Below are 18132 nucleotides of genomic sequence, written 5' to 3' on the forward strand. Positions count from 1 at the left end.
GTTTTTAATGGAAATTCAACAATAAAGTTTGCCATAATATTCACCTCACTTTCTAATATAATATTCTCTTTTTCTAATATCTCTTCTTTTGATTTTCTACATACTTTTTAATTGTTTCGCTACATACATTACCTGCCGTAGAAACAAAATAACTTCTTGTCCATAAACTAGGCATTTTTGATAGTTCTACAAACTCTTCTCTAAGAATTTTACTTGTATATCCTTTTATTTGTCTCATAATGTCTGATGGACTTAACGTAGGTAGACAATTTAAGAACATATGAGTGTGGTCTTTATCACATTCGATTGCAATAATTTCAATTTCTAACTCCTTACATTTTATTTTGACCAGTTCTTTAAAGCGTCTTTCTACATTTGATATTAGAAAAATTTTTCGTCTGTATCTTGGACAAAATATAAAATGATAATTTATCAAAGATACTGTTGTGTTTGTATGTCTATAATTATTTTCCATACATATACTATACTATAATATGTGTATAAAATCAATGGAGACATACACATTAAAATATAAAATAAATGTGCTGTCCATCCCACACCTAAAGGAGTGGGCTTTTCGCACTATTAATTGTAATTGAATGACCAGAGCATGTGATTTATGAAGTTCCAAACTCCATAGATAGGACCAATACCGTTTTTTACACAGCTATTCTTACAATATATGGCGTCTTTATTACCATCAGATCCTATCTTTTCTTTCCCTTTTGTTTTGCCAAATACAATCTTTACAGACCATATCATAGGATAATTGATATTATACACAAAAGTGCAGGAATGTATCAGATTTTATATAGTATACAATATATATCATATAAAACAAAAAATAACCATATGTTCGAAAACATATGGCTGCAAAACGCTTTCATCTCGGTAATTGAATTGCCAAGGATTCCCGCTTATTATCCTAGAAATATTATATAATAATGATTAATGAATATCAATATTTTAAGATGAATCTATAGATATCTTTTCAAAAGCGAAAACCGTCTGTTTTCTTTTTTTCCATAATGATTCGTGGCATTCCACCATATTTTAATAATTGTTTTGCTTCTCGATATCCCATTTGTACCATATTCCTACGACTATAAACATTATCTGGGTGTACCGTTGCAAGAAAATATTTATATTTTGTTTTACACAATCTTTTCTCTGCCTCTTCCACAAAACGTTTCTGCAACCCATATCCCTGTGCTTCTTTGGAAACAACTGCGTAATCCATATGAACCACCTGCTCCAATTTTTCTTCTGAATAACCAAGATCATATCCAAGATTTTCTTTTTCTCTTCCCGGAATATCTACGATAAAAAAGCCGACAATTTTTCCCTCCTGACATGCTTTCAAGATAAATCCATGTTTTTTCACTCGTTTTTCCACATAATCTCTGTTATCCGTTGCAAACCACTGTGGATCTTTTACTTTTTGTTTTGCTTCCATCATCAATTGCATAACAGCATCTATATCTTGCTTATCTGCTTTTTGTATTTTTATTTCTTTCATTCATTTCTCTTTCGTGTTTCATATTTTTTTATAAATTTTTGAATCCATCGTTTTCCTTCTTCCATATCTTTTGAAAATGCTAGTGCATGTCCTGCTCCATGAACAATATAAAGTTCTTTGGGACCTGCACAGGCTTCATAATTCTTTACTGTCATCCACATGGGCACATATTGATCTCTATCTCCATGGATAAAGAGAATGGGTATCTGATTTTGTTTCATAATCTCAGGAATTGATACTTCCTTTAAACCAAATCCAGCAAAAATCTTACAAATAAAATTAACCGAGTACATCAATGGAAAGGATGGAAGATGCAATCTTGTTTTGGCAACATGCTTAACAATATCCCACGGGGAAGTAAATCCACAATCTGCAATGATCCCTTTTACATTCTTCGGAAGCTTCAACCCTGCTGCCATCAAAGCTGTTGCACATCCCATGGAAATGCCACATAAAAATATATCACGTTGTGCCATATGAAGCATATCATTTGCATATAAAATCCATTGTTTCAAATCATATCTTTCCTTCACCCCATAAGTAATGTAGCGTCCCTCACTTTTTCCATGACTTCTCTGCCATGGGAGCAAAATGCTATAGCCAAGATCCCATAAAAAACGAATTTCTGGCACAAATTCTATTTCAATAGCTGAATGATAGCCATGCATACAAATGATAATTCCCTTTGCATTCTCTTTTGGAATATATACAGCCTGAAGTTTCAATCCATCTTTCGATTCAATTGTTTTTAATTCTTTTTCCTGATGCTCATACAACCATTTTTGTTCTTTTAAAACATAATTAAGATATGGCTTCCACTTTTCTTTTTTTCGAATATCCGGCTGCTTCTTTTTACGACAAATGGCATACTCAAACAACGCAAACGATGCTGCTGTGAATATAGAAGTTGCTATAGATGCTACCGCTAGAACTGTCTGCTTTTTATCTTTCATCCCTCTTCCCCACATTTTTATAAAGTTTATTTAAATGCTTCTCTCCAACTACATAAATTCCATGTTCTTTTAGCAATCTTGCAGTCACTCCATCTCCTTGTATTAAAATGCCCTGAAACGTTCCATCATAAATCTCTCCGCTACCACAAGATGGACTTTTTTCTTTTAAAATGGCACAGTGACATTGACAAAGCTGTGCAATCTTTAAAGTTTCCAAAGCTCCTTTTTGAAATTGACAAGTTACGTCTCGCCCATCTTTTGTAAACACCTGTTTTCCCTTATTTTCAGCTGGTACTCTTGGTGTCGGCAGTCCTCCAAGAATCTCTGGACAAACTGGTATCAATTCATGCTCTTTTAATAAAGAAAGAACTTCTTCCTTCTTATTATTCCCACCACTATATTTACAATTCATTCCTAACAGACAGGCACTTACCAATATTCTCATACTTCTCTCCTATGTGCATCAAATAGCATCTTCTTGAAATTTCCTATGAAATGAAAAAGCAGAAAGAAGAATCTATTCCCCTTCCTGCCTTATATTAAATCAATTAATCTCTTACTTTAATATGAACCTCACGAAGCTGCTGTTCTGTGATTTCATTTGGTGCTCCGCACATCAAATCCTGTGCTGTTCCACTCATTGGGAATGCAATGATTTCACGGATATTTTCTTCATTACGAAGAAGCATAATCATACGATCAATTCCAGGTGCCATGCCTGCATGAGGTGGTGCACCAAACTGGAATGCATTATATAACGCTCCAAATTTATCTTTTAATGTTTCTTTATCATATCCCGCAATTTCAAATGCCTTTTCCATGATTTCCATATCGTGGTTACGGACAGCTCCTGAAGATAACTCCACACCATTACATACAATATCATACTGATATGCAAGAATATCCAGAGGATCTTTTTCATTTAATGCTTCCAAACCACCCTGAGGCATAGAAAATGGATTATGAGTAAATCCAAGTTTTCCTGTCTCTTCATCAATCTCATACATTGGGAAATCATTGATATAACAGAATCGATAAGCGTTCTTTTCAATTAGATCCAAACGACGTCCAAGTTCATCACGAATCTGTCCGGCAAAAATGCATGCTGCCTTTTCTGGTGCTGCAATAAAGAAGATAGTATCTCCTTCCTGTAATCCTGCCATCTGAGCTAATTCCATCTTCATATCATCTGGAATAAATTTATCAATCGGTCCTTTATATTTCATTTCTTCTTTAACTTCAAGATATCCAAGTCCGCCCATACCAATAGACTGAGCAAACTTCAAAAGTTTTTCATGCTGTCCTTTAGAAAGTTTTGCATGAACATTGATTGCACGTACCGTCTGTCCATGAAATGGTTTAAAAGTACATCTCTGGAAAAAGTCTGTGACATCTAAAATACGCAATGGATTACGAAGATCTGGTTTATCGGTTCCAAATTTCAACATAGCTTCTTTATAACTGATGATTGGATATGGAGCTTCTGTAATTTCATATCCTTCCGGCGCAAATTTTTTAAATGCAGCTGTTAATACTTCTTCTCCAACTTTAAATACGTCTTCCTGTGTTGCAAAACTCATTTCATAGTCTAACTGATAAAATTCTCCAGGTGAACGGTCTGCACGAGCATCTTCATCACGAAAACAAGGAGCCACTTGATAGTATTTATCAATTCCAGATACCATTAAAAGCTGTTTATACTGCTGAGGTGCCTGTGGAAGTGCATAAAATTTACCTTTGTATTTTCTTGAAGGCACTACATAGTCTCTAGCTCCTTCTGGAGAGGATGCACAAAGAATTGGTGTCTGAATTTCAACAAATCCCATTTCTTCCATTTTATCTCTTAAGAAACGAATAACTTTTGAACGGAATAAAATATTATCTTTTACTTTTCTATTTCTCAAATCAAGAAAACGATACTTCAAACGAACATCTTCTCTGATTTCTTTCGATGTTGCGATTTCAAACGGAAGATCTGTATAAACTTTTCCTAAAATATCAATTTTATGAGCTTCCAGTTCAATGGTTCCTGTTGGAATTTTCGGATTATAAGTTTCTTCATCACGATGCTGAATAACACCTTCAATAGATAAGCATTCTTCTTTTCTCACATGATCTAAAAGGCTTGTATCTCTTAAAACTACCTGCATTACTCCATACATATCACGTAAGTCAATAAAAGATACTCCACCATGGTCACGAATGTTCTCTACCCATCCAGCAATTTTTAATTCTGTTCCAATATCACCTTCGGAAATCTGATCCATGGTTCTTGTACGGTATATGTCTGACATTTTCTTTCTCCTTTTCATTTTTGTTTTTATACTTATTCAGGCGGTATTTCTTTTTAAATAAAAAAAGCTCGTCCTGAAAAATTAAATTCTTTCAGGACGAACCTATTACAGTCCGCGGTACCACCTGATTTACTGTTTCTACAGTCTCTCTTGTGCTTCTGTTAACGCCAGAATTACGTCTCACCTACTGACAAAAAGTGTTCAGATCAATGCTCCGGAGTGTTCTTCACACAAATTCACTTTGCAGGATTCCCACTATCGCCTGCTCACTGGGAACGATAAGTTATGTTACTTTTCTCCATCATCGCCTACTGAGCTATTATAATAGAAGAAAAACATTTTTGTCAACCAAAACTATTTTTTTGTTCCCATAAGATCTTTCTGAAACTGATCAAATGTTCTTAATTGATAAGTTGTATTGCTAAAAGAACATGCTCTATACATACAATCCACAACATAATTAATTGTTTTATGAGGATTTGTATACTCTGGATCTTCATAAGCTATTTTCATAACATATGTTCTGCTGCCATCATTTTTCACTAAATGATACTGCCATTTCTTTTTCGCAGAATCACTATAGCCCATCGCGATCATCGTTGCACTTCCATCTGCTTTTACTGCTTTACTCATATCCGTTTGTGGATAACGATAAGTAATCGTAAGATGATTTTCATTGATACAATCATCAATATAGTTCTGCGCTATAGTAAGAGAATCCCCAGTTGCTTCCGTAACAGAATAATCTGCCTTGATTTTCGTTTCATTATCTTTTTTAAAGCTCAAAAGATAATGGTTATTGTTATCATCCCTTCGGCTTTCATTAAATAAAGACTTTGGATAACCAAAGCGAAAAGAACCATCTGAACTCGTTATATACTGATAATTATTTGGATTTTTGCAAGCGGATAAGTCCATTGTATCATTATTCGTATTTGGAAGTTTAGAACCTGAATCAGACTTTGTTATCTGACTACTATTTTCTGAATTGCTATTCTCTTTTTCTGTCTGTTGTCCTTCTGAAATTGCTTTTACTACATTTTTATTTTCTACAATATTAGTTTTCTTTTTTACTATCTCTTCTTTTTCTCCTTTTTTGAAATCTTTCGATACGAAAAAAGCACCTCCAACACCAATTCCAATACAGACAACAATTAATACTGCTATTTTTATAAATTTTCCAGATGAATGCTTCGAAGCTTTTAATGGCTCTACAAAATCCATTGAAAAATCGGATCCAAGAATTTTGGCATTATCTTCTTCATGCATGAGAGATCCACATTCTTCACAAAATTTTGCATCATCATCATTTTCTTTTCCACAATTAGGACAATACATTTCTCTATCCTCTCTTTCTTTATTCTGTTTTTGATTATACCAATTTTTTCCTTCCTTTTTATAAAAACAGCATAAACAGTATTCTATATGTAATAAAAAAATCTATAAAATTCTTCAAATAGAATGAACTAACCAAGATCATCCATATAAGTTTTTCCATCTAACTCAAAGCGAAAACAAATATAGGAATGTATCATCTCTATTTTCTTTTTATAACGCCTCTCTAATTTCCTGTTCCGAAACCAACGCATCCACTGCCTGTTCATAACTTTTTAAATTTTGCGCTTTTTTTATTTTTTTTGCATATTTTTCATAATTTGTAAACAACTTTACCGGATTACTCCAAAAATCCTTCATTTTAAATAATACGTTCTTTTCTCCAGATACATACCCTTTATATGCCTCATAAATCTGATTATGCATTTTTAAAAGTTCTTCTTTTGAAAGAGCCGGTCCTCCTTTGATTTGCCGAATCAGAGCTGGATTATATAAAAGGCCTCTTCCAATCATAAAAGCATGTACCTGCGGAAATTTTTTTCTTAATTTTTGAAAATCATCCACTGATGTAATATCACCATTATAACAGACCTCATTGCTGCTATCTTTCACTGCTTTGGAGAATGTATTAATATAAGGCTTTCCGCTATAAAAGTCCTTTTGAACTCTCGGATGAATAATCAACTCACTAATTGGATATTTATTATATATTTCAAGGATTTCTCCAAATTCACTTTCACTATACATTCCAACTCTCGTTTTTACAGAAATCTTCATGTCTAATTTATCAAATATTTCCGTAAAAAATTCATCTAATTCCTCCAAATGATTCAAGAATCCTGAACCTTTTCCTTTAGAAACAACTGTTTTTGACGGACAGCCAACATTTAAATTTACTTCATCGTATCCCATTTTTTGAAGTTCCTTTGCTGTTTTTATAAATTCTTCTGGTTTTTTTGTAAGGATCTGCGGAACAAGATGAACTCCTTGATTATGTTCTGGTAAAACATCCTGCAACTCTCTTGTACGAAAAATTCTTTTTTGATTTGGCATAAGAAATGGTGTAAAATACTGGTCAACTCCCGCAAAATACTTTGCATGTGCATTTCTGTATAAAAACGTCGTAATACCTTCCATAGGTGCAAAATAAAATTTCATATTCATATCCTTCCCATTTTCACAACATTTTCTTTTTTTTGAAATAATAAATTTCTGCTGCAACAATCACTACACTTAATATAATTACAAATAAATATCCATATTTCCAGCTAAGCTCCGGCATTCCTCGAAAATTCATTCCATACCATTCTGCAATTAATGTCAATGGAAAAAAGATGGTTGTTACGATTGTTAAAAAACTCATTACGCGATTTTGCCGGATATCAATCTGCGACTGATAAATTTCACGAATTTGAATTAAATATTCCCTAAGCATCTCAACTTGGTTATGCAAACGTTCTGTACGATTTGTATAATGTTGCCATCTGGCATCTTCTTCGCTATTTAATGGCTGGCAAATATTCTCCTGCATTAAATCTCCGATGTTAATCAACTGTTCATAATAAGAGTGAAGTCTTGATAATTCTTTCCGGTATCTCACCACCTCCTGATAAAATGTTTCTGAAATATCTTGTAAAATTGTTTCTTCCAAAGCTTCCAGTTCCTGTTCTACTTTTAAAAGATATCGAATATCATCTTCAATCAATGCTTCCAGAAGAAGAAGGAGAAAAAAGTTTGCCCTCTCCTTCTGATAAGATTCTGAAGGTATTTTTTTTAAAATATTATCAAGAACAGGTTCTGTCTCAAGAAGCAACAAATGATTTCCTTCTATATAAAATCCGAAAGAGATCCGTTTTTTTCTATGAATATTTTTTTCTGAAGTACGTATTGTTCCGATAATACATTCTCCAAAAATTTCCACCTTGCTGTCACGTACCAGATCCATACTTTTTAAAAGGATTTTACGATGAGGATAATTTCCCTTCATCACTCGAAATTCTTCTGGTGATATAAGAGGAATCTTTCCATTCTCTATGGAATATTCTACCATAAACTACCTCGTTTTCTTTTTTTACTCATTCATGTCTACGAGCTCATGACGCTTATGACCAGTAAAAATGGCAACCGTTCTTGGTCTCATTAAATAAGAACCTTCAATTAATTTTTCCTCATTTTCTTCATAACAATAGTCTCCAACCTCATCTCCGTAAGTATCTGCGGTTAAATACCAATCCCCATATCCGTGAAGATCTGGGAGACGAATCTGTACTTCCTCCCAAAAAGCATTCACTGTCATATAAACAAGATCATCTTCTTGTTTTTCTTCATCAAATCCAGCAAAACTAATCGAAAATGTTTTTGCATCTTTTGGTAAGTTAACAATATCTGGATTAACATCATGCAAACGAATTGGCTCCATTCCACACTCTGCTTCTTTTATTGTTTTACGGATTGCCGGATGTTTTTTGCGATAGGCAATCATAAATTTGAAAAATTCAAACAAATTTTTGTTTTTTTCAAGATTATCCCAGTTCAACCATGAAATATCATTATCCTGGCAATAACTATTGTTATTTCCTCGTTTTGTATGTCCAAACTCATCCCCCATAAGGAACATCGGCGTTCCACGGCTGCACATTAAAGTAGCGCAGGCATTACGAATCATCCGAAAACGTAATTTCAACACTTCCGGATCATCGGTTTCGCCCTCAATACCACAGTTCCAGCTTCGATTATCATTGGAACCATCTGTGTTATTCCATCCATTGGCTTCATTATGTTTTTCATTATATGAATAGAGATCATACATCGTAAATCCATCATGACATGTAATAAAATTCACACAGGAATCATATCCAGCATAACGATCATTATGTCCTCCATAATAACCTCCATATAAATCGCCAGAACCTGCAAAACTCCAAGCGGCATTCCATGATTCCCAGAAATCTCCTTTTAGAAAACTACGAACAGCGTCACGGTATCTTCCATTCCATTCTGCCCATCGCTGACTTGCTGGAAAACTTCCGACTTGATACATTCCACCTGCATCCCATGCCTCTGCAATCAATTTAACATTCCTCAAAATAGGATCACATGCTAGTGTCTGTAATAATGGCGGATGATCCATAGGTTCCCCATATTCATTTCTTCCAAGAATACTTGCAAGATCAAATCGGAAACCATCAATGCGATAATTAATTGTCCAATATCGAAGACATTCAAGAATCATCTGCTGTACAATTGGCTGATTACAATTCAATGTATTTCCACAGCCGCTGAAATTATAATATTTTCCATCACTAGAGAGAATATAATAAATATTATTATCAATTCCTTTAAAACTAAATGTTGGTCCATGTTCATCCCCTTCTGCCGTATGATTAAATACGACATCGAGAATAACTTCAATTCCATGTTCATGAAGAGCTTTAATCATTGTTTTTAATTCAAGCCCTTCTTTATGAGCTACATCTTTTGCTGCATAACTTGTGTTTGGAGAAAAATAACTTACCGTATTATATCCCCAATATTCCAAAAGTTCTTTTCCATTGACTTCACGTGCATTGATTGTTTCATCAAATTCAAAAATAGGCATCAGCTCTACTGCATTTACACCAAGTTCTTTTAAATAAGGAATTTTTTCCATAACTCCGGCAAAAGTTCCTTTTTGCTCTACACCAGAAGTCTCATGCTGAGTAAAACCGCGAACATGCATCTCATAAATAATCAAGTCATTCATTTTTCTCCTAGACTGCGGAAGATCTCCCCAGTCAAATACATCTTTTACGACTCGCGCATGATAGATTCCTTTTCGCTTTTTTCCCCAGGTTCTCTGTCCTGCTACTGCTTTTGCATACGGATCCAAAAGAATATTCTTCTTATCAAACAATAATCCTTTTGACGGATCATACTCTCCGTCAATTCGATAGGCATATTCAAATGTTTCAACGTCCAGATCATATACGATCATCGAATAAACATCCCCAATCTTATAAGATTCGGGAAATGGAATTACTGCATACGGTTCTTCTTCTCCTTTATGGAATAAAAGAAGTTCACAGCTTGTTCCTCCATGTGTGTGAATGGTAAAATTAATGCCTATCGGCAATTCTGTAGCGCCATTTAAGTCAAACATTCCAGGCCGCACCCAATATCCTTCTACCTGCATCATTGGGCAAACCGATACTGAATGTTTGAGCATATCATTATCAAAATATCGTTTCACTGTATTCTCCTATCTTCTTCTGTATACTTTACCCTGTTTTTATTAAACCACAGAAAAAGATCTCTCACAAGTCCTCCTCCCCATTTTTTATTTATATGATACTATTTATTATTCAAATATTAATCTACAAAAAGCTTCTATAGATTGTCTTAAAATACAATCTGGATATTCATAAAATTGTGTATGCAGAGCCGGACAGTCTTCTCCCGCTCCAATTCCAAAAAAAGCCCCTTTGCATCTTTTTAAATAATGGCCAAAATCTTCACTCCAACGCATTGGCTCTTTTAAACTCTGTCCATTACAGCATTGTAATACTTTTTTTACACATTCCTCATTGTTTTCTGTTGCCGGAAATACATCTTGTTCTTTTATCTTAAATTTTAAATTTTCTTCCTTGGCTACATTTCGTGCATAATGAACAACCTTTTCTTTTAAATTCTCAAGATCTTTATTTTTCTCTGCCCGCAAAGTAAGCCACACCTGTGCATCGGCTGCTGCAGCCCCAAATGCTTTTTCTCCCATAGAAACACCTATTACCGTACAAAGTGTCATAGACTCATAAAATTTTTGATTCGAAATTTCAGGGAGAGCACAAAGAAACTTTCCAACAGCCAACGCTGGTGAAATACCATATTCTGGATACGCTGCATGTGCTGCTGCACCCTGAAAACTAAGAATCAATCCTTCAGATCCACAGGCAAAGGTTCCTTCTTTTATATAAACCTGTCCTTTCGAAAATCCTGGAAGATTATGCATTCCATAAATTTCTTCAATCGATTCTTTTTGGAAAATTTCTGTACATGGAAATGCCCCCTCTCCGGTTTCTTCTGCCGGCTGAAACAATAAAAAAACATCTCTGTCAGGTTTTTGTTCTTCCAGTATCATGGCGACACCGCAAAGAACTGCCGCATGTCCGTCATGTCCACATAAATGTGCTGCCGTACCATCTGGTCTGGCAAGCGCATCATAATCAGCCCGAAGCACAATCCCTCTATTTTTTCTACCTTCTGAACGACAGGCAACATAGAACCCCCTCCCGCATGGATTTATTTCAAAATTTGTAAACTCTTTCAAAAATCGAATAAGAGTTTCCTTTGTTTTTACTTCCTGACCAGAAATTTCTGCACATTGATGTAATTGTTTCCGTAATCTTTTTATTTTATTTAACAATTCCTCTCTCATTCTTGTGCCTCCTCATCTAATGCTTCAATCAAAAAACTAACTGGCCGAAACCCATCATTACAAGAAATCATAGCCGATTTATCATTTTTCATCCAACCATTATAAAAGTTGCTCCCTCCATGAGACAATGTCATCACAAAAGCAGACATACTTTCCCATGCACTATCACACATTCCATCCGGCTTTTTCCATCCATTTGCAATAAAAACCTGTCCAATTTTCATATCACATGCATGTTCGATCGGATTTTCATACTGTTCCATTAAATCTGGATAAGAAGCCATGCGCATCACGGTAATCTTACATTTTTTCATCATTTCCTCCTTTATTTTGCATATTTTTATTTTAACACAATGAAACAGAAAAAAAATACGTCTGAATTTACCAGACATATCTTTCTTAAAACCGTGTACTCTTTTTTGAAATATAAACTAATAATGTCCCGTTCCTTCATATCCTTACTACATCCATCACTGCATTTTCTCTTCTTACTTTTTTATACATTTATCATAACGCATGACAATAAAAAAAGAGAATTCTATCCAGATAATGAAACTGATAGAATTCTCTTTTTACTTACCAGCTTTTTACCTCTGAACGTCGGTATGAAAGACTGGGTATCGTTACATAATATAACTGATAGCAGATGGCATACAAAATTGCCGCAAAAATCACATCTACAATACTATGCTGTTTTAGCAACATTGTTGACATAATAATTAAAATAGTTAGTACCTGTGCTGACCGTTTGATCCATGGTCTGATATTTTTATTTTTTATAATTGCCAAACAGCAGGCCAATGAATTAAAGACATGAATACTCGGCAATACGTTCGTCGGTGTATCCGCATGATAAATATATTGCACTGCTTTTATAAAAATACTATCTCCAGTCAGTGTTGGCCGAAGATCCTGACCGTTTGGAAAAACCAAAGAAATTACCAAAAAGAGGGTCATTCCCGTTCCAAGGGTAATTAACAACTGATAATATTCATCTTTTTTATGGCTAAAAAAAGCAAAATAAATCAGTGTTACTGTAATAAAAGCGAACCATAAAATATAAGGTACAACAAAATATTCACAAAATGGAATTTGATCATCGATTGCTGTATGAACAATGTATGGATGTGTATTTCTTTCTTCTATATAAGAAAAAACACTCATATAAAAAATAGAATATATTAACACGACTAATACATGCCCATGTTTTTTCATCTTTTGAATTAATTTTTCCCACATATTTATAAACTCCTGTTTCTTTATGACGGACCTTTTCGAATATTGTAAAACATTTTCCAGATGAATTCAAGGGCACAGCTTTGTGTGCTATAATTTCTATTCCAAATTTCGATTAAAACGTTGATTTAACTCTTTTTCATTTTTTACACTTTCATCAAAATCATAGATCATATAAATCGCCACTGGTACCGCATGTAAATAAATATCCAAAAGCTCCCGATTGGTTTGTTTACATTTTAGATTCTCTTTTCTTTGATTCATCAATCCTTTCATTTCTCCATATTTGCCGACAAACCTCATTCCTTGATTGATCATGCCTTGTTTCACAGGACATGGTGCAGTAAACAATTTCTTTACAAACTTCATCCATTTTAGAGACTTCTGAATGGTTTCTTCATCTGCAATTTCTCCATAAAATGGTTCCATTGCCTGCGCTGTTATTCGATCAGTATAAACTTTTTTCGCATAAGGATAACGGAATGGATTTTTCCCATCCATTTTTAAAAGTCTTTTCTCATATTCTTCTTCAATTTCCAGATGAGCAACTCCTATCTTCTTCACCATCTGCTCTACATAATGATGACTCTCACTATCTAATATAAAATGACAGATAAAACCAAGAAGATAAGCATATTCTTTGCTCTCCCTTCCCTTTTCCTTTATCACCCCAATCGCATGTTCAAAAAATGGCAACGCCGACTGATAATGAATAGCATATCCATAGTCAGAAACTCTATTTTTCTTATAAGCTTTATAAAAGAAAAATACATCCGGACCCTGGAGTCCCATTTGAAATGGCCCTTTATATTTTCTTATGATCGTTTTTAATTCTTTATTCAAATTTCGAAAAACACTAATACCAAAACGATAATGAGCATAAAATGCTGGCATAAATTTTTCACTCCTTTTTTATTTTTGAAAAGAGAACCAGTATTGCCCACTGATTCTCTTTGATCTATTTTACAATCTTATAATCGTCGTTTGTCAATGAAAAGTCAAGACCATCACTGACATAGACATTTTTCTTTTTATCTACAAAAATTGCTTTTGCATGATACTTTTTTAGCAATTTCTGACTTTTTTTCACGCCAAGAATAAAGCAAGCTGTTGAAAGACCATCACTATTTATCCCAGAATTACATACAATGGTACAGGATGTAATATTAGTCTCTGCGGAATATCCGGTTTTAGGATCAAGAATATGAAAATATTTCTTTCCTGTTTTTTTATCAATAAAATATTTTTCATAATCGCCGGATGTAGAAATACATGTTCCACCGCTGACTTTTACTCCGCCAAGAACTTCTCCATCTTTTCCGTATGGATCCTGAATCCCTACATTCCAATCACTTCCATCCAATTTTTGTCCATAAACAAGAATGCTTCCACCAAGTGCTACCATCGCACCTGTAATATCTTTCTTCTTTTTTAAAAATTCCCATGCTACATCTGTTCCAATTCCTTTTCCATATGCACCAAGATCAAATTTTGTTTTTTCATCTTTTGCTTTCAGATTTCCTTTGGAATCAATCGTTACATGACGACTATTATCCGAAAGTCCACTATTCACTGCTTTTTTAATGTCTGAAGCTTTTGGAAGAGACGGATGGTCTGATTCAAAATTCCATAATTGTGTTAACTGACCAATGGATGGATCAACCGTTCCACGACCATCCTCATAAGAATCCTTGCTTAACTTAAGAGCTTGTAAAAGCCATGACTTTAGGGGTTCTTTAATTTTAGCTTTTCCCTGATTTTTTGCAACTTCACGATTAACCTTGGAAAGTTGAGACCCCTTTATTCTCCAAGAAATCTGTTCCTTTTCTAGTTTTTTTACTTTAGAAATAATTTCCTGTTCCGTTTTTTCTAAAGAATCGCTCTTTCCGTAAAGAGTAATATTCGTCACCGTTCCCATCGCAAAATCTGTATGACTATATGATTCTTCTTTCTTCTGACAGCCCGTAAAACTTGCAACAATCAATGCCAAACTCAAAAAAGTGACTGCTATTTTTTTTCCTTTTAATCTCATGATAAGCTCCTTTAACAAAACAGACTTTTGGGGAGTTTTTTTACAAGAATCCCTGTTAAAACACCAATCACAACTCCAGCGATCGTTCCAGTGATAAGTAATACAGGTGCATAATAGTAAATTCTTGCATTTTCCATCAATAATACTGCAACACTCAGCTGACCAATATTATGTGCAACCCCTCCGCCAACACTAATACCGACCGTTGAAAATCCATGGATTTTTTTTAGTAAAAGCATTACCAAAAGACTTAAAATCCCACCTGCCAGACTATAAGCAATTGTCATTGGGTTTCCAAATAAAAAACCTACAAGGAAAATCCTCATAATAGAGATTATCAGAGTCCGCTGCCAAGTAGAAAAAAATAAAAGTACCATAACGACTGCATTCGCAAGTCCTATTTTTACTCCTGGAATTCCAATAGGAATCGGGATTAATACTTCAATATAGGATACAACGAGCGCAAGGGCTAAAAATAATCCATCGGTTGCTAATCTTTTTGTTGACATATTTTCTCCTATCTTGTCATTCCATCCAATTCCTGATCATCCTTATCGGAGGAGACTTCTATAACTACTTTATGCGGTAAACATACAATGGTCTCTCCAGATTTTTCAATTGCCTTATGTTTATGACAAATTTGATCTGGACAATCCGCTTTTTCCATCGTAACCTTTCCATCTTTAATCTTCATCACATTCAACCCACTTTTTGTTGGAATCTTATATGTCTGATTTTTAGATAAAGTTGTCCGATATACTTCATTCCCATTAATTGTAACAATCACTTCTTTTCCATCTTTCTGTTTCCACTTCATAACACCAAAACCAAAAAGAGCAAGCAGTAAAACTATAACAATCAATATGATATCTTTTCTTTTTATCATGATCTTACCTTAATTTGTCCTAAAACTTCTCCGATTGGGTCTGTTATACATAAATCTGCCTGTTTATCCCTAGAGGTTGCATCACGATTTAATACCGCCAAATATTTTCCGCGGAAATAGTCAATCATTCCGGCTGCCGGATAAACAACAAGAGAGGTTCCTCCAATAATTAACATATCCGCATCAGCAATTGCATTGATCGCTCCCTGCATAATATTACCATCTAGCCCCTCTTCATATAGAACAACATCTGGTTTAATAATACCTCCACATTCTTCACAGTAAGGAATACCTTTCGTTTTCATAACATAATTTACATCATAAAATCGATGACATTTCTCACAATAATTGCGATGAACACTTCCATGAAGCTCATATACTTTTTTACTTCCTGCCATCTGATGCAATCCATCAATATTCTGTGTGACAATGGCTGAAAGTTTCCCTGCTTTTTCTAATTCTGCAAGTTTTAAATGCGCTTTGTTTGGTTTTGCGTCTAAAAATACCATTTTATTTTTATAAAAATCAAAAAATTCTTCGGTATGTTGTACATAAAAACTATGACTTACCATAACTTCCGGTGGATATTTATAAGTCTGATGATACAAACCATCCGTGCTTCGAAAATCTGGTATATGACTCTCTGTCGAAACACCTGCGCCTCCGAAAAATACAATCTTATGACTTTCATCAATCATCTGTTGAAGTTTTGCTATTTTTTCTTGATCCATTTTTCTCCCTCCATTTTTATTAAAATATGCTTATTTCAATCACTTATTTTATCAAAATTCTATCTTTTATTCTACAAGAAAAAAAGGCCCTTTGTAAAGGAGCCTTCTTTTGATTTACCTATTATTTAGAAATTTTCTCTTTCTTTTTTTCAAATTTTTATAAGGAAACTTCACATGCCATTTTTTCGATTTTATGAAGCCTTTCAAAAACAGCCGTCATATCCTGACCAATCAGCTTTCTTTGCTGTTCATAAACATTTCGATAATAAGTTGTATGTTTCGAATCTGGTTCATAGACATCTTTGATTTTTCTGCTTTTCTCAAAAACTGTTTTTAAATCTTTCAAATCGCCAACGGCATAAGCTGCTGCAGCTGCATCTGTAAGTACTGCCCCCTGTGCATTTTCAAGTGTCACTGTACGACATCCAAGCATATCTGCCTTGATTTGGTTCCAAAGATCAGATTTACTTCCACCTTCGGTAATCGTCATAATGTCCAATTTTACTCCTGCCTTCTTATAAATATCCGTAACACTCATATAATCATATCCGATGGCTTCTAGGACAGCTCTCCACAAAACTGCCTGATCATCATCCATTGACAGATTCAGAAAACATGCACTGGCATTTGTGTAATCTCCAAAACCTCCCGTTAAATACGGTAAAAATAATACACCGTTAGATCCACATGGAACCTTCTTTGCCCTATTGGTTAATTCGTCAAAATAGGTTCCATCTCCAACTTTATTACAAATATTATCCCGATACCACCGAAGTGCAAGACCTCCGGTTCTTATAAACCCCCAGTAAAAATAAGTATTTTCTAAAGTCCCGCTATTAAAGATCAAATCGTTTTCCACACGACTTAATTCTGGACGAATACCATCTGTTGCGATGCAAAACATCGCACAAGTTCCAGCGACATCGGCTGCTTGATTTACATCCATTACGCCACAGCCAATCATTGACTGCATCGTATCCCCTGCACCCGCGCAAATCGGAATTCCCTGCGGAAGTCCAGTCTCTTTTGCATATTTTTCTGATAAATGTCCAATAATATCCCATGGTTTTGTAATTCGAGGCATCATTCTCATTGGAATTTCAAGAATGTCCAGCTGTTGTTTGGACCATTCTTTTTTTATGACGTCATATCCAAGCCCCCATCCGGACATCGCTCCCCAGTCGATAAAAGCCTCTTCTGCTGAAAGACCTGCCAAATTTGCAAGAATATATGGCGCATTATGCATAAATTTTTTCCCACGTTTTTGATATTCCTCGCAATTTTTCATCATCCATCTGGCAAACATGGCCGGAAACATACAATTGGGTTGTGGATTTCCTGTTTCCCTTGCCCATATTTCAAGATTTTTTGAAGCAAGTTCCTCTACATCTTCTTTTGTTCTAGAATCCAGATAGTTAATATAAGGTGTGATTGCATGGCAGTCTTTGTCAACTCCAACAATCCCACATATAATCCCATCTCCAAAAATAGAACGAATTTTTCCAGGATCTAATGCTTTCTCTTTCATTTGATTTACACAATTTCTAATTCCAGTGACTGTTGCTTCCAGATACTGATCCGCATCCATCTCTACCCAATCCGGATATGGATAATTTAATTGTGTTGCATTAACATCGGATGCTATACATTCCATATTGATATTATAGATTGCTACCTTAACACTTTGTGTGCCTGCATCAAATCCAAGATAGTATGTATCCATCATTCAACCCTTC

At 34.7% G+C, this 18132-nt stretch carries 18 protein-coding genes and 1 other annotated feature; all 18 genes read right to left on the reverse strand.

The window, feature by feature from the left end:
- Positions 1-73: 73 nt before the first annotated feature.
- The gene (tnpA, locus tag KQI71_RS09740) at positions 74-475 is read right to left on the reverse strand and encodes an IS200/IS605 family transposase (protein WP_216435775.1); all 402 of its coding nucleotides are present in this window, start codon (positions 473-475) and stop codon (positions 74-76) included.
- 516 nt (positions 476-991) lie between these two features.
- Complete coding sequence (locus KQI71_RS09745; RefSeq protein ID WP_216435777.1) at positions 992-1519, reverse strand: GNAT family N-acetyltransferase; 528 nt, start codon at positions 1517-1519, stop codon at positions 992-994.
- Positions 1516-2472, reverse strand: coding sequence for an alpha/beta hydrolase (locus KQI71_RS09750; protein WP_216435779.1), 957 nt, complete (start codon positions 2470-2472; stop codon positions 1516-1518). Before KQI71_RS09750 ends, KQI71_RS09745 begins: the two co-directional genes overlap by 4 nt.
- Positions 2462-2917, reverse strand: coding sequence for a DUF523 domain-containing protein (locus KQI71_RS09755; RefSeq protein WP_216435781.1), 456 nt, complete (start codon positions 2915-2917; stop codon positions 2462-2464). Before KQI71_RS09755 ends, KQI71_RS09750 begins: the two co-directional genes overlap by 11 nt.
- Positions 2918-3020: 103 nt before the next feature.
- The gene (gene aspS, locus KQI71_RS09760; RefSeq protein ID WP_216435783.1) at positions 3021-4766 is read right to left on the reverse strand and encodes an aspartate--tRNA ligase; all 1746 of its coding nucleotides are present in this window, start codon (positions 4764-4766) and stop codon (positions 3021-3023) included.
- An 89-nt stretch (positions 4767-4855) separates the two neighbouring features.
- Positions 4856-5080, reverse strand: a binding site (T-box leader).
- A 40-nt stretch (positions 5081-5120) separates the two neighbouring features.
- Entirely contained in the window at positions 5121-6104 is a 984-nt protein-coding gene (locus KQI71_RS09765) for a zinc ribbon domain-containing protein (protein WP_216435786.1), read from the reverse strand.
- Between the two features lie 210 nt (positions 6105-6314).
- Positions 6315-7259 (reverse strand): tRNA dihydrouridine synthase, encoded by a 945-nt coding sequence (locus KQI71_RS09770; RefSeq protein ID WP_216435788.1) that lies wholly within the window; start codon positions 7257-7259, stop codon positions 6315-6317.
- Between the two features lie 19 nt (positions 7260-7278).
- A complete protein-coding gene (locus KQI71_RS09775) occupies positions 7279-8151 on the reverse strand; it encodes a magnesium transporter CorA family protein (protein ID WP_216435790.1) in 873 nt (290 codons plus the stop codon).
- A 21-nt stretch (positions 8152-8172) separates the two neighbouring features.
- Positions 8173-10305 (reverse strand): glycogen debranching protein, encoded by a 2133-nt coding sequence (locus KQI71_RS09780; protein WP_216435878.1) that lies wholly within the window; start codon positions 10303-10305, stop codon positions 8173-8175.
- 132 nt (positions 10306-10437) lie between these two features.
- Positions 10438-11511, reverse strand: a complete 1074-nt coding sequence (locus KQI71_RS09785) for an amidohydrolase (RefSeq protein WP_216435792.1) — start codon at positions 11509-11511, stop codon at positions 10438-10440.
- Positions 11508-11825: a TIGR04076 family protein gene (locus KQI71_RS09790; protein WP_216435794.1), complete on the reverse strand. Its 318-nt coding sequence runs from the start codon at positions 11823-11825 to the stop codon at positions 11508-11510. Before KQI71_RS09790 ends, KQI71_RS09785 begins: the two co-directional genes overlap by 4 nt.
- 262 nt (positions 11826-12087) lie before the next feature.
- On the reverse strand, positions 12088-12750 hold the full coding sequence (locus tag KQI71_RS09795) for a phosphatase PAP2 family protein (RefSeq protein WP_216435795.1): 663 nt from the start codon (positions 12748-12750) through the stop codon (positions 12088-12090).
- 96 nt (positions 12751-12846) lie between these two features.
- Positions 12847-13641, reverse strand: a complete 795-nt coding sequence (locus KQI71_RS09800) for a zinc dependent phospholipase C family protein (protein WP_216435797.1) — start codon at positions 13639-13641, stop codon at positions 12847-12849.
- 64 nt (positions 13642-13705) lie between these two features.
- A complete protein-coding gene (locus KQI71_RS09805) occupies positions 13706-14779 on the reverse strand; it encodes an FAD:protein FMN transferase (protein ID WP_216435799.1) in 1074 nt (357 codons plus the stop codon).
- An 11-nt stretch (positions 14780-14790) separates the two neighbouring features.
- Entirely contained in the window at positions 14791-15288 is a 498-nt protein-coding gene (locus tag KQI71_RS09810) for a Gx transporter family protein (protein WP_216435801.1), read from the reverse strand.
- A gap of 8 nt (positions 15289-15296) precedes the next feature.
- Positions 15297-15665 (reverse strand): NusG domain II-containing protein, encoded by a 369-nt coding sequence (locus KQI71_RS09815; RefSeq protein ID WP_253288027.1) that lies wholly within the window; start codon positions 15663-15665, stop codon positions 15297-15299.
- Positions 15662-16396, reverse strand: a complete 735-nt coding sequence (locus tag KQI71_RS09820) for an NAD-dependent protein deacylase (RefSeq protein ID WP_216435803.1) — start codon at positions 16394-16396, stop codon at positions 15662-15664. The genes KQI71_RS09815 and KQI71_RS09820 overlap by 4 nt, the downstream gene beginning before the upstream one ends.
- Before the next feature lie 157 nt (positions 16397-16553).
- Positions 16554-18122: an FGGY-family carbohydrate kinase gene (locus tag KQI71_RS09825; RefSeq protein WP_330655395.1), complete on the reverse strand. Its 1569-nt coding sequence runs from the start codon at positions 18120-18122 to the stop codon at positions 16554-16556.
- Between the last annotated feature and the right edge of the window lie 10 nt (positions 18123-18132).

Source organism: Anaerostipes sp. MSJ-23, assembly GCF_018918155.1.
In the GTDB taxonomy this organism is placed as follows: domain Bacteria; phylum Bacillota; class Clostridia; order Lachnospirales; family Lachnospiraceae; genus Anaerostipes.

Bases quoted from the DNA above. Each gene is read 5' to 3' on its own strand.
- tnpA (WP_216435775.1), bottom strand. From the start codon at position 475: ATGGAAAATAATTATAGACATACAAACACAACAGTATCTTTGATAAAT.
- KQI71_RS09815 (WP_253288027.1), bottom strand. From the start codon at position 15,665: ATGATAAAAAGAAAAGATATCATATTGATTGTTATAGTTTTACTGCTT.
- KQI71_RS09780 (WP_216435878.1), bottom strand. From the start codon at position 10,305: ATGCTCAAACATTCAGTATCGGTTTGCCCAATGATGCAGGTAGAAGGA.
- KQI71_RS09820 (WP_216435803.1), bottom strand. From the start codon at position 16,396: ATGGATCAAGAAAAAATAGCAAAACTTCAACAGATGATTGATGAAAGT.
- KQI71_RS09745 (WP_216435777.1), bottom strand. From the start codon at position 1,519: ATGAAAGAAATAAAAATACAAAAAGCAGATAAGCAAGATATAGATGCT.
- KQI71_RS09790 (WP_216435794.1), bottom strand. From the start codon at position 11,825: ATGAAAAAATGTAAGATTACCGTGATGCGCATGGCTTCTTATCCAGAT.
- aspS (WP_216435783.1), bottom strand. From the start codon at position 4,766: ATGTCAGACATATACCGTACAAGAACCATGGATCAGATTTCCGAAGGT.
- KQI71_RS09810 (WP_216435801.1), bottom strand. From the start codon at position 15,288: ATGTCAACAAAAAGATTAGCAACCGATGGATTATTTTTAGCCCTTGCG.
- KQI71_RS09765 (WP_216435786.1), bottom strand. From the start codon at position 6,104: ATGTATTGTCCTAATTGTGGAAAAGAAAATGATGATGATGCAAAATTT.
- KQI71_RS09800 (WP_216435797.1), bottom strand. From the start codon at position 13,641: ATGCCAGCATTTTATGCTCATTATCGTTTTGGTATTAGTGTTTTTCGA.
- KQI71_RS09770 (WP_216435788.1), bottom strand. From the start codon at position 7,259: ATGAAATTTTATTTTGCACCTATGGAAGGTATTACGACGTTTTTATAC.
- KQI71_RS09785 (WP_216435792.1), bottom strand. From the start codon at position 11,511: ATGAGAGAGGAATTGTTAAATAAAATAAAAAGATTACGGAAACAATTA.
- KQI71_RS09755 (WP_216435781.1), bottom strand. From the start codon at position 2,917: ATGAGAATATTGGTAAGTGCCTGTCTGTTAGGAATGAATTGTAAATAT.
- KQI71_RS09805 (WP_216435799.1), bottom strand. From the start codon at position 14,779: ATGAGATTAAAAGGAAAAAAAATAGCAGTCACTTTTTTGAGTTTGGCA.
- KQI71_RS09750 (WP_216435779.1), bottom strand. From the start codon at position 2,472: ATGAAAGATAAAAAGCAGACAGTTCTAGCGGTAGCATCTATAGCAACT.
- KQI71_RS09825 (WP_330655395.1), bottom strand. From the start codon at position 18,122: ATGATGGATACATACTATCTTGGATTTGATGCAGGCACACAAAGTGTT.
- KQI71_RS09795 (WP_216435795.1), bottom strand. From the start codon at position 12,750: ATGTGGGAAAAATTAATTCAAAAGATGAAAAAACATGGGCATGTATTA.
- KQI71_RS09775 (WP_216435790.1), bottom strand. From the start codon at position 8,151: ATGGTAGAATATTCCATAGAGAATGGAAAGATTCCTCTTATATCACCA.